Source organism: Nostoc sp., assembly GCF_036917155.1.
Taxonomy (GTDB): Bacteria; Cyanobacteriota; Cyanobacteriia; order Cyanobacteriales; family Nostocaceae; genus Nostoc.
The window spans coordinates 1-12,725 of record NZ_JBALDZ010000042.1 but is presented as its reverse complement, the minus strand read 5'-3'; the positions used below and the strand labels follow the sequence as shown (position 1 = coordinate 12,725).

General features: G+C 44.1%; 11 protein-coding genes. 2 read left to right on the top strand and 9 right to left on the bottom strand.

Annotation, left to right across the window (positions count from 1 at the left end):
* Nucleotides 1-809: 809 nt before the first annotated feature.
* From argH to trmD, 8 genes are all read right to left on the bottom strand, one after another.
* Nucleotides 810-2,195 carry an argininosuccinate lyase gene (gene argH / locus V7K67_RS06885; protein ID WP_335165770.1) on the bottom strand — a complete coding sequence of 462 codons (1,386 nt, stop codon included), beginning with the start codon at nt 2,193-2,195 and terminating at the stop codon, nt 810-812.
* Between the two features lie 106 nt (nt 2,196-2,301).
* Entirely contained in the window at nt 2,302-2,508 is a 207-nt protein-coding gene (locus tag V7K67_RS06880) for a hypothetical protein (RefSeq protein ID WP_334711542.1), read from the bottom strand.
* A 107-nt stretch (nt 2,509-2,615) separates the two neighbouring features.
* Nucleotides 2,616-3,404: a nickel pincer cofactor biosynthesis protein LarB gene (gene larB / locus V7K67_RS06875; protein WP_334731082.1), complete on the bottom strand. Its 789-nt coding sequence runs from the start codon at nt 3,402-3,404 to the stop codon at nt 2,616-2,618.
* Between the two features lie 422 nt (nt 3,405-3,826).
* Nucleotides 3,827-5,614, bottom strand: a complete 1,788-nt coding sequence (locus V7K67_RS06870; protein WP_335165769.1) for an ABC transporter substrate-binding protein — start codon at nt 5,612-5,614, stop codon at nt 3,827-3,829.
* A 57-nt stretch (nt 5,615-5,671) separates the two neighbouring features.
* Nucleotides 5,672-6,022, bottom strand: a complete 351-nt coding sequence (locus V7K67_RS06865; protein WP_335165767.1) for a hypothetical protein — start codon at nt 6,020-6,022, stop codon at nt 5,672-5,674.
* A gap of 49 nt (nt 6,023-6,071) precedes the next feature.
* The gene (ispF, locus tag V7K67_RS06860) at nt 6,072-6,557 is read right to left on the bottom strand and encodes a 2-C-methyl-D-erythritol 2,4-cyclodiphosphate synthase (protein ID WP_334731085.1); all 486 of its coding nucleotides are present in this window, start codon (nt 6,555-6,557) and stop codon (nt 6,072-6,074) included.
* Between the two features lie 55 nt (nt 6,558-6,612).
* Nucleotides 6,613-6,822 (bottom strand): hypothetical protein, encoded by a 210-nt coding sequence (locus V7K67_RS06855; RefSeq protein WP_335165764.1) that lies wholly within the window; start codon nt 6,820-6,822, stop codon nt 6,613-6,615.
* On the bottom strand, nt 6,804-7,493 hold the full coding sequence (gene trmD, locus V7K67_RS06850) for a tRNA (guanosine(37)-N1)-methyltransferase TrmD (protein ID WP_335165763.1): 690 nt from the start codon (nt 7,491-7,493) through the stop codon (nt 6,804-6,806). Before trmD ends, V7K67_RS06855 begins: the two co-directional genes overlap by 19 nt.
* A gap of 537 nt (nt 7,494-8,030) precedes the next feature.
* Between trmD and V7K67_RS06845 the strand changes: the two genes are divergently transcribed.
* Entirely contained in the window at nt 8,031-8,894 is an 864-nt protein-coding gene (locus V7K67_RS06845; protein WP_094348499.1) for a cyanophycinase, read from the top strand.
* A gap of 358 nt (nt 8,895-9,252) precedes the next feature.
* On the top strand, nt 9,253-11,958 hold the full coding sequence (gene cphA, locus V7K67_RS06840) for a cyanophycin synthetase (protein WP_334731793.1): 2,706 nt from the start codon (nt 9,253-9,255) through the stop codon (nt 11,956-11,958).
* Between the two features lie 41 nt (nt 11,959-11,999).
* Here cphA and tatA read toward each other — a convergent pair whose 3' ends face one another.
* Nucleotides 12,000-12,173 carry a twin-arginine translocase TatA/TatE family subunit gene (gene tatA / locus V7K67_RS06835; protein WP_094348761.1) on the bottom strand — a complete coding sequence of 58 codons (174 nt, stop codon included), beginning with the start codon at nt 12,171-12,173 and terminating at the stop codon, nt 12,000-12,002.
* Nucleotides 12,174-12,725: the final 552 nt, after the last annotated feature.

The following is a 12,725-nucleotide window of genomic DNA, read 5'->3' as shown; positions in this document are numbered from 1 at the left end:
TAGATGCTGGTTTATCATAGTCTGCTTTTACACTTTTACACTCAACCGTATTATCTCGTACTCTTTTTCAAAAATCAAATAGGAGTCCTATATATACATAATATTTTTTAAATTAGGAAAATTTTCAGTTTATCGTTAGCATTCGTGCTGCTGAAACTAGCTATTACTAATAGTTTTTCAGCACATATTCAAAAAATAATCTGAATTCTTTCCTGATAAGATTGGGTATCGGCTCAATAACAATAAATAGTTAGCTAATTTACAATCTATTTCACAGATTAGAATCTAAGAAAAGGTATTTTTTGTCTACCTGGCAGGGATAATTTAGAATTGTTATTGACAGAACAAGGTTGTATGCGGTAGACTAGTACACTGTTTAAAGCGTATTTATTGCTGCACTAGGCTACAAGTATATCAATAACATTGGTAGCTAATATTGCCTACGTGATGCCTAGTTGCTACTTTTTTGTTGTTTATTAATGAGGTGAACATGGCCAAGCGCCGTAACCCGAAAAAAGAAAAGGCGCTACGTAACCAGGCGTATGCCAGAAAGTTTCGTAAACGAACTACGACAGGAAGAATGCAGAGAAGGTTCCAACAAAGACCACCAAAGAGTGAGGAAGAAGAAGGCGCAGCAGCAGCTGACACTGAATAAGCTGCCTGCCTAAATCCTTATTGTTTGGGTTATTTAATTTTTAGGGCGTACATTTATTTGTACGCCCTTATTTATTATTGGGCATTGGGCATTGGGCAATAATCAATAGTTTTTTTCTCTGCTTCCCCTACTCCCTACTCCCTACTCCCTCTCTCTATTGCTCAATTTGAGCGCGGGCGGCTATAAGTGCTTTGCTTACCTGTACAAAGCCAGTGCCACCGTAACTATTGCGGGCTGCCACAACCTGACGGGGGGATATCGCCTCATAAATATCTGCTGCAAATGCCGGATGTAGTTGTTGCCACTCTTCCAATGTCAAATCTTTGAGGAGTTTGCCTGCGGCAATACTAGTTTTTACCACCTTACCCACGAGGTTATATGCTTCCCGGAAAGGAACGCCCCGTGCTGCCAGATAATCTGCTACATCGGTAGCATTAGAAAAATCTTCCGCCACAGATGATGCTAACCGCTCGGTACGAAATTCCAAACCTTCTCTGAGCAAAATCGTCATTGCTTCTAGAGAGGCTTTGACTGTCTTAACGCTATCAAATAAACCTTCTTTATCTTCTTGTAGGTCTTTGTTATATGCCAAGGGTAGCCCCTTCATAATCACTAACATCGCCTGGAGATGACCGAATACACGCCCCGTTTTCCCTCGTACCAATTCTGGAACATCGGGGTTTTTCTTTTGGGGCATAATACTGGAACCTGTGGCACAGCTATCTTTGAGGGTGACAAAGCGAAATTCTTCAGATGACCAAAGAATGACTTCTTCTGCAAGGCGGCTGAGGTGAACCATAATCAAACTAGCAGCACACAAGAATTCGATCGCAAAATCGCGATCGCTCACTCCATCGAGGCTGTTTGCATAAATATTGTCAAAATTCAAGAGTTTGGCTGTGTAGTGGCGATCGATGGGGAAAGTAGTTCCCGCTAAAGCACCGCACCCCAAGGGTGAAATATTCACACGGCGAGAAACGTCACTCAGACGTTCCCAGTCGCGTTGAGCCATTTGAAAGTATGCCAAGAGGTGATGAGCTAAACTCACAGGTTGGGCGCGTTGTAAATGAGTATACCCAGGAATCAGGGTTTCAACGTGCTTTTCGGCTATATCTAGTAAAACACCTTGAAATTCTCGCAATTCGCTTTGGATTTGTTGGATTTGGTCGCGGAGGTAGAGTCTAGTGTCAGTACCTACTTGGTCATTACGCGATCGCGCCGTATGCAGTTTTTTACCCACATCGCCGACAATTTCTGTCAGTCGGTGTTCAACTGCAAAATGTATGTCTTCAGCATCGACACCAGGCTGAAATTTCCCCTGGCGGTACTCTTGGCGAATTTGTTCTAAACCGGCAACCAGTTGCTCTCCTTCTTCTGGGGAGATAATGCCCGTGTGAGCGAGCATTTGGGCATGGGCTTGAGAACCAGTCAGGTCATATTCGATTAATTCAATATCAAAACCTATACTGGCATTAAAACGAGCGATCGCTGGATGCAATGCTGATTCAAACCGCTGACTCCAAGTTTCTTTTGTGGTCATAAATATTATCAGGGGAGTGGGGGAGAGTTAAGAGTTAAGAGTGAGGAGTTATGAGTTTTTGACTTCTAACTTCTCACTCCTCACTCTCAACTCCTAACTTTTAAAGTTAACCGTAGCTAGTTAGATTCCGAATGATATAGCCAATGAATAAACCAATCAACAATGCCCACACTTGACCTGTTTGTATAAAGTGGTTCCAAGCTTTTTCAATCTGACCCAAAACGTTTGGATCAGTGATTGTTTGTGCTAGTGCTGTCAAATTTACAGGCAAATACCAAAATAACTGAGATATCAAATCGCTGTTGTGGCTCATATTTGATGCTTAAGAAGTAAAGGGTGGCAAATTTCAGCATCAGTCTATTTTTTACATTAAATACTGATAGTATACTGAAATACTGGATATGACTTTAATGTCTTAACTCAAGATGTAGCCGATGCCAACCGCAATTTCTCGGCAGTTCGCAAAATCTGCCCCGCCAACACTGCTGCACCAAAACCATTATCGATATTTACTACGCCTACCCCCGCAGCACAAGAGTTGAGCATTGTCAATAAAGGTGCTAAACCGCCAAAACTTGCGCCATAGCCGATGCTGGTGGGTACAGCAATCACAGGACAACTCGCTAAACCAGCGACAACGCTGGGTAAAGCGCCTTCCATCCCCGCCACGACAATTAAGACTGATGCTGACTCAATCAAGTGGCGGTTACTTAGCAAACGGTGAATCCCCGCAACGCCAACATCCCAGAGGCGCTGGACGCGGAAACCCGAAAGTTCAGATGTGACAGCGGCTTCTTCAGCAACGGGTAAATCAGCGGTACCAGCAGAAAGAATCCCAATTTCTCCCCAGAATTGTGGTTCGATGGTAGGGGGAGCGATCGCACAAATTCGCGCCGATTGGTAATATCGCAAACCACTAACTTTTGATTGCAGTGCGGCATAAACTGCTGGTTCAATGCGCGTTGCCATCACTACCGGATTACGGAGACGCATCACCTCCATAATTTGAGCAATTTGTTCGGGAGTTTTACCAGGGCCCCAAATCACCTCAGGGAAACCAGTTCTTAGCTGGCGATGGTGGTCAATTTTAGCAAACTCACCCACAGATTCATAAGTCAAGTCTTTGAGTGAGTCTAATGCCATATCTGGGGTAACTTTACCATTGGCGACTGCTTCGAGGAGCGATCGCAAAGTTTTTTCATCGGCCATTAGTAATTAGCCCTTTGTGCCTTCTTCTTTGTCATTTATCGTAAATTAAAGGGTTTAAGATGTCTGCGACACGCTACGCGTAGCTTGCTTCTCCGTAGGAGTACGCTTGCTTAGAGCGAGTCAGACGCTCCTGCTCCTACGTCGCTTGCCGCCGGCGCTATCGAGCGTCACGAGCGTCATTTTGAATTTTGAATTTTGAATTGTTAACAAGTCGCGGAAGTCCCCACCTTCAATGTACTCATAATCCACCAGTAAGCGGAATCTTGCTGGAAGTATGCGGCAACTAGGGCAAAAGAAGCGTCAAAAATCCACGGAAGTCTCAGCTAGTAACGAACTGCGGGAAGTAGAAACCCACAGTTCAGGCGGAGCCAACTGTGGGTAGTTCATTAGTCCTCCAATGCCCAATGCCCCATGCCCCATAACTAATCAATTACTTTAATTTCATGAATGTTCCAGAATGCACCACCAAGGGCGGAGAATCTGATACCTTCAAAACGATTACGTACAGCTGACAGAGAATAGACATTAACTAAGTGAACAAACGGTAAATATTCCTGAGATAGCTGCTGCGTTTGGGCATAAATTTCTTTCCGTTTAGCGTCATCTAACTCCCTTGCTCCTTTAATATAAAGTTCACCAATTTGTGCTTCCCAAGGAGCCACTTCCCAACCTTCAATTGGCTTTTGGCCTGCTTGGGGTTTCTGATTAAATAGGTGAGATCCACCTTGAGGAGACCAAAGATTAGCACTATCATTTGGTTCTAATCCAGCACCAAATCCAATCAATCCAGCATCATATTCTAGGGTGTTAGAAATCTTATCTGTGTAAGTATTCCATGCTAGGGGTGTGAAATCTACTTGCATACCAATTTTGCTCAAGTCTTGTTTTATTTGCGAACCCATTGCTTCACGAATTTTATTCCCAGCATTTGTTAGTAAGGTGAAGCGAACACGGTTGCCTTGAGCATCTATTAGCTGACCTTGTTCATTATATTTAAATCCTACTTTCTTTAACAGTTGCTTCGCTTTTTCTGGATTGTAATCGTAGACTTTCAGTCCTTCTTTAGGCGAAATATAATAGGGACTTTGCACAGCAAGTGGTGAATTTTGTAGTAAACCTAAGCCGCGAAAAGTGTTGTTAATCATCGTCTGGCGGTCAATTGCATAAGCTACTGCTTGCCGAAATTCTACAGTATTAAACCAACGTGATTTGACTGGATCTACTAATGGCTTGCCTTCTCTTTTACCTTTATTTAAATTGAAGAACATAAAGGTTACACTAGAGTTTGGCCCGCCATTATAGATTTTAAAATTACCTTGCTTTTCTTGCACTTTTAGCAAGGAAAAATATTCTGGCGATACTCCTATATTATCTAACCCACCAGAACGAAATTGTAGTAAGGAGGTATCTGTTGATTCTACAATTTGCCAAACTATGCGTTCAATATAAGGCTGAGGATTACCTTGAGCATCCTTACGCCAGTAGTAAGGGTTGCGCCGAAACACTATACGTTGACTGGTATCGTAACGTTCTAGTTTATAAGGCCCGTTAACGATCAATTGATCTGGTGGAGTATCCACGCCCCACTTTGTTAGAAACTGTGGTTTCCCCTCATTATCTTTTGTTGTTATCGATTTTTGGAGGGCATGGGCAGGCAAAATTGCATTTGCTGTAGCGCTACTCAGAAAAGGGGCAAATGGTTCTGGAACAGTAAACTCAACTCGCCGATTATCGACTTTTCTTACAGTGGGCAACTTACCTTTTTCGCCAATCTTTAGCGTGTCTCTCACGTCGGTAGGAATCGCTTTGTTGAGATAGATATCATTGTAAGAAAATAGCACATCATCTACTGTCAATGGTTCCCCATCAGACCATTTTAGATTGTCACGCATAGTAAACACAATCTTTAATTTATCATCGGAAATTTCCCATGATTGTGCTAAGTCTGGCTCTATTTTGCCAGTTATGGGGTTTTGATTGGTTAACCCTGCATAAGTCAAACCAAAAATATTTGGTGACTCTTGGCTAAGAGGGTAGTTAAAGGTTTTGGGATCGCTGAGAATGCTACTTACCAATTGCGGTACTTGAGCGGCTGCACTTTTGAAGTTAGCTGGATTGCAGGCGGTAAGTATAAGTGCTGTTGCTGAAGTTAGAATTATTGGCAACCAAAAACTTTTTATGGTCAGAAATATTTTGCTAAAAAATTTCATACTTTCAATACGCGAGTAGTGTAATTAATTGGTTCTTCAGTACTTGCTTATGCCAAATTAACAGTCTGTAAGAGGGAACAGGGAACAGAGGAAAGAGGCAATATTAAAAAATAATGTCAGAAAATAAGCATAATTCCCTTGTATAGCAAGACTTCTGAGATTTTTAACTGGAACTTTAGCATAAAAGGTACTGAAGAACCAATTAACTTGAATGTCCAATTGCCTAATAAAATCCTGGTTATATTTGTCTTCTTGCTCTAAAGTCGCCAAAGATTCTAGATAACAAATGCTGGGTATTGCTAAGGATATTGAGGTAGGTGTATTTTCCAGAAAATTTTCTGCTAGTTCATCCTGTCCTTTAGCAATACTTATTAAAAAGTTTGTTTCTACGTAAAGTATCACTGCCAATAGTACCTAAGGTTGAGTAATTCCACCTTTTAATAGCAGTAAACAAAAGTTACTCTGAAGCAACTAGTAAGACGACAGCATAAGCACATATACCTTCTTCGCGTCCGACGGGGCCTAATTTTTCGTTGGTGGTAGCTTTGATGCCAATTTGATTTGGCTCTAATTCTAAAACCGTTGCTAGTTTATCGCGCATGTTGTGAATATGCGGTTTTAATTTTGGACGTTCTGCTACTACCACTGAGTCAATATTTCCCACCTGCCAACCTTGATCGCGAATCAGTTGATGTACTTGAGTTAATAGTACTAAACTATCTGCCCCTGCCCATTGGGGATCGCTAGGCGGAAAATAATGACCAATATCCCCCAAAGATAATGCCCCAAGCATGGCATCCATAATCGCATGGGTCAGTACGTCAGCGTCACTGTGCCCCAACAAACCCAATTCATGGGGAATTTGAATTCCACCTAAAATCAAAGCGCGATCGCTCACCAGTTGATGAATATCGTAGCCGTTACCAATACGAATTTTAGTCATTAGTCATTAGTCATTAGTCATTAGTCATTGGTCATTAGTCAAGAGTTAGAAATTATTATTCTCCCCCTGCTCCCCCTGCTCCCCCTGCTCCCCCTGCTCCCCCTGCTCCCCCTGCTCCCCCTGCTCCCCCTGCTCCCCCTGCTCCCCCTGCTCCCCCTACTTCCCCTACTCCCCCTGCTCCCCCTGCTCCCCCTACTTCCCCTGCTCCCCCTACTTCCCCTACTCCCCCTGCTCCCCCTACTTCCCCTACTCCCCCTGCTCCCATTTTTCCAGGAGATCGGGGCGGCGATCGCGGGTTCTTTGAATTTGTTGTTCGTAACGCCATCGGGCGATCGCTGCGTGATTCCCACTGAGTAAGACATCAGGCACTTTCAAGCCACGAAAATTGGCAGGACGAGTATATTGAGGATAGTCCAATAACCCTTCTTCAAAACTTTCTGCTGTGAGAGACTCCGTTTTGGCTACAGTTCCGGGTATTAGTCGCACTACGCCATTAATCAAAGCCATTGCTGGAATTTCTCCACCAGTCAGAATAAAATCGCCTAAAGATACCTCACGAGTTACCAAATGTAGCACCCTCTCATCCACTCCTTCGTAATGCCCGCAAATTACTACTAACTGGTCATAATTTGTCACCAATTCTTTCAAAAGAGGTTGATTAATTGTTTCACCTTGTGGACTCATCAAAATTACTTCTCTTCGGGGTAGAATCGGCAGCGACTCCACAGCATTAAAAAGAGGTTCTGGCTTCATTAGCATCCCAACACCGCCGCCGTAGGGTTCATCATCTACTTTTCGGTGCTTGTCAGTGGTAAAGTCCCGTGGATTAACCAGATGCACTTCGGCAATCTGTTTGGCTAAGGCTTTACCTAGCAGCCCAGAATTGAGAACAGAGTTAAAACAGTCAGGAAAAAGCGTAACTATATCAAAGCGCACAGTTATTCGTATTCGAGGACACTAATCTTAAATTTGAATGTCTAGCAAACACCAGCAAGCCAAGGTCGGGTTAAACTCCAGTTAAACTTTATCAATAGTATCTAAAACTACCAGACCTCTTGGATTTTAGATGGGATCAAAAGTTTTTCTAATTACTTAATTTATGTTTAAATGTTCTCACAACTACATTTAAATTAATAATCATATCAAGTTAACAACTTCCAGGATGCATCAAGCCGGCCTCAGAAAAAAGCGTAGTCTTAAATGCTTGTCCCCAATACAAAAGGGGGAATCTAGCCTCCAAAGACTATTTTGCCCTGCTGCAAGTGGACAGGTGAAAAACAAGGCACTGGCTTTGAGGAATGGGAACAAACACGTTTAAACTGAGATTTCGTGTGCGTTAGGCGAGAATTTGGAGAGTGGCTAACCCAGTTCCAAACTTCCAAAAAGTGTCCTCTCAAAGAAGCAAAGCGCAAAAATCATGGCTGCTTCTGAACCTTGTTAAATTCACCTGAAGTTGTTGACAGGAGAAACAAAATGCCGCAATTACAAGCTAAATCGCTAGAAATGAGGACACCCCAAGCAACTAAAACCGCCGTTCTGGTTATCGGAGGTGCAGAAGATAAAGTTCATGGGCGCGAAATCCTACGAACTTTTTTTGGACGCGCCGGTGCTAGTAAGGCTTATATTACAATTATTCCATCTGCCTCTCGCGAACCTGCCATCATCGGTGGTCGGTATATTCGCATTTTTGAAGAAATGGGTGCCCAGAAGGTAGAGATTTTAGACATCCGTGAACGAGAACAGTGTGAAGCCTCCCAGATCAAAGCATCCTTAGAAGCCTGTAGTGGGGTATTTTTGACAGGAGGAGACCAGCTGCGTCTTTGTGGCGTATTGGCAGATACGCCAGCAATGGAAATTATTCGTCAGCGGGTGAGGGCGGGGCAACTGACCTTAGCAGGCACCAGTGCAGGAGCGGCAGTGATGGGGCATCATATGATTGCTGGCGGCGGTAGTGGAGAAACGCCAAATCGTTCCTTAGTGGATATGGCAACTGGTTTGGGATTTATTCCTGAAGTAATTGTTGACCAACACTTTCACAACCGTAATCGGATGGGGCGACTGATTAGCGCGATCGCAGCTCATCCCGATCGCTTAGGTATTGGCATTGACGAAGATACTTGTGCTGTGTTTGAACGTGATGGTTGGTTACAAGTTATGGGTAAAGGCAGTGTCACTATTGTTGATCCCACTGAGCTAACCCACACCAACGAACCCCACGTCGGCGCTAATGAACCCTTAACCGTGCATAATTTACGTCTTCATATCCTCAGCTACGGCGATCGCTTCCACTTGTACCAGCGGACTGTATTGCCTGCTGTACATCGAATCTCCAGCTGACGGGATAAAGTATCTGAGGTTACACTGAGTTGACCGCAAATTTTAGATTTTGGATTTTGGATTTTAGATTAAAAGAACTTTTCGGTACATACTGCCCGAAAGTAGACAAAACCAATCTAAAAAACCCTCAATGAACCGGTTTAGCTACGCTATCGTCAATCTAAAATTCAGAGAGTTAAGTACCCTAGTAGTATCTTTACAATCCAAAATTGGTTGGCCGCACCTTGATTATTTCTTACCGTAAAAAAATGATAAGAATACCATGTAAAAAGAAAAAACTGTTTTTCATGAACAGTTTAGCGGTCAATTCCAGTAAGAAACTAGAATTTTGGTTCCGAATCTCCATCTACCTATTCCCATGAGAATCCTCAAGATCCAGACCTTACGCGGCCCAAACTATTGGAGCATTCGACGCCACAAACTGATCGTCATGCGCCTCGATTTAGAAACCCTTGGCGAGACGCCCTCGAATGAAATCCCTGGCTTTTATGAAGGATTAGTTGAGGCGCTGCCGAGTCTGGAGGGTCATTATTGTTCGCCTGGCTGTCGTGGTGGTTTTTTGATGCGAGTCAAAGAAGGCACTATGATAGGTCATATCGTGGAACACGTAGCCCTAGAACTCCAAGAATTAGCAGGTATGCATGTCGGCTTTGGTCGCACCCGCGAAACAGCCACACCCGGAATTTATCAAGTAGTAATCGAGTACCTGAATGAGGAAGCGGGACGCTACGCTGGACGAGCCGCAGTACGGCTATGCCAGAGTATCGTTGATCGAGGCCGTTATCCTAAGGCAGAACTAGAGCAAGATATCCAAGACCTGAAAGACTTCACCCGTGATGCTTCCTTAGGCCCCTCCACAGAAGCGATCGTCAAAGAAGCAGAAAAAAGAGGTATCCCCTGGATGTCCCTGGAAGCGCGCTTTTTGATTCAGCTAGGCTATGGCGTGAACCAAAAGCGAATGCAGGCCACAATGACTGATAACACCAGCATTCTGGGTGTAGAACTAGCTTGCGATAAAGAAGCCACTAAACGCATCCTCGCTGCCGCTGGTGCGCCAGTACCCAGAGGTACAGTAATCAACTTTTTAGACGACTTAGAACAAGCCATTGAATTCGTGGGTGGCTATCCCATCGTCATCAAGCCCCTAGATGGCAATCATGGACGTGGGATCACCATTGATATCAGAACTTGGGAAGAAGCTGAAGCTGGATATGAAGCTGCCAGACAGGTTTCTCGGTCAATTATTGTCGAAAGATATTATGTTGGGCGTGACCACAGGGTATTAGTGGTAAATGGCAAAGTCGTCGCAGTCGCCGAGCGCGTTCCGGCTCATGTCATTGGCAACGGCAGATCCACCATCGCCGAACTCATCGAAGAAACCAACCTTGACCCAAATCGCGGCGAAGGACACGATAACGTCCTCACCAAGATTGAACTAGACCGCACTAGCTACCAATTGCTAGAAAGGCAAGGTTACACCCTAAACAGCGTGCCACCCAAGGGTACTATTTGTTATCTCAGAGCAACAGCCAACTTAAGTACAGGTGGTAGTGCTGTAGACCGCACCGATGAAATTCACCCCGAAAATCTTTGGTTAGCACAACGGGTAGTCAAGATTATCGGTTTAGATATCGCTGGACTCGATATCGTCACCTCGGATATTAGCCGTCCGCTGCGGGAAGTAGATGGCGTGATTGTCGAAGTTAATGCCGCTCCCGGCTTCAGAATGCACGTTGCCCCAAGTGTTGGCATTCCCCGCAATGTCGCCGGCGCAGTGATGGATATGTTGTTTCCTAACGAGCAATCTAGCCAAATTCCCATCCTCAGCGTCACGGGTACTAATGGCAAAACCACCACTACCCGCCTACTAGCACATATTTATAAACAGACTGGTAAAGTAGTAGGTTATACTACTACCGATGGAACATATATCGGTGATTACTTAGTAGAAGCAGGTGATAACACCGGCCCCCAAAGTGCCCATGTCATCCTCCAAGATCCCACAGTAGAAGTAGCGGTACTGGAAACGGCTCGCGGCGGCATTCTCCGCTCTGGATTAGGCTTTGAAGCCGCAAATGTGGGTGTTGTATTAAATGTAGCCTCAGACCACTTAGGAATAGGCGATATAGATACCATTGAGCAGTTAGCTAACCTCAAGAGTGTAGTAGCGGAAGCCGTATTCCCGGATGGCTATGCGGTACTCAACGCCGACGATCGCCGCGTCGCCGCCATGTCAGAAAAAACTAAGGCTAATATTGCTTACTTCACCATGAACCCCGACTCGGAGCTAGTGCGGAAGCACATCCAAAAGGGCGGAGTAGCGGCAGTGTATGAAAATGGCTATTTGTCAATTGTTAAAGGTGATTGGACACACCGAATAGAAAGAGCAGAAAATATACCTTTAACAATGGGCGGACGTGCGCCGTTTATGATTGCTAATGCTTTAGCTGCAAGTTTGGCAGCATTCGTGCAAAACGTCACTATTGAGCAGATTCGTGCTGGTTTGAAGACCTTCCGGGCTTCAGTTAGCCAAACACCAGGACGGATGAATCTATTTAATTTAGGCAATTACCACGCTTTGGTAGACTATGCCCACAACGCAGCCAGTTACGAAGCTGTCGGTTCCTTTGTGCGGAACTGGACTACAGGACAACGGATTGGCGTAATTGGTGGGCCAGGCGATCGCCGCGACGAAGATTTTGTTACTTTGGGTAAACTAGCAGCACAAATTTTTGATTACATCATCATCAAAGAAGACGATGATACACGGGGAAGAGTACGGGGATCAGCCGCCCAGTTGATTATTCAAGGCATCATCGAAGTTAAGCCTGATAGCCGCTATGAATCAATTTTGGATGAAACCCAAGCGATAAATAAAGGCTTAGACATGGCTCCTGATAACAGTCTGGTGGTAATTTTGCCAGAAAGCGTTACTCGGGCGATTAAATTAATTAAGCTGCGTGGTCTAGCGAAAGAAGAGACACACCAACAAAATGCTGGCACAACTGTCATCGATTCCCAAAATGGGATCGCACCTTCTTCTGTTGTTAATACCTTGCTGTAGTCAGAAGGAGTCAGTACGCTGACTCCTCCTGACTACTTTTATTATTGTTTTTCTTCTTCCTGATTGGTTTCCTCGCTGGGAGTTTTCATCTCCTCCTTAAAACCTCGTAGGGTTTTCCCCAGTGCGGTTCCCAGTTCGGGAATTTTTTTTGGGCCGAAAATTAGAATAGCGACTATGCTAATTACAGCTATTTCTGGCCATCCCAGTCCAAACATATAAATTTCCTCTAAGGCATCTGTAATTAAATATAGACATTGATGGCTCAAATCCAATGAGTTTGCTACTGGTAAGTGTTCGACACTCGTGCAGAAACAGGGTATTAATAAAATCTATGTATTACAGCACTTCCGGCAGCTATCAGGTACATCCTCATAGCTGAAAGCTATGATAGGAGAGGGGCAAGAGGAAAACTGTATTGCATAATAGCCGGAAGCGCTGTATGTATCCCGCATTTTTACATATAGCAATACCAGTATCACTAAAGAGATGTCTCAACTGTTATCATCTATTTCATCTTCAATTGCTTCAGCCATCAAATCTTCTTCCTGTTCAATTTCATTTAACTCTTCGTCAGAGACATCGAGTTCTTTCTTGGCAAAGACGCGCCTAGCCTTTCTGTCGAAAATTTCAACAATATTCGTCTTATCCCTTTTAATTGCTTCAATATCATCTTTTGTAACCGTTCACAGGGGTAATTAGTTGCTGAAATCAGGCAAAATAGAATGGGTGAAGGGGTTACAGCAATTAAAGGCAGAAGTTAATCCATG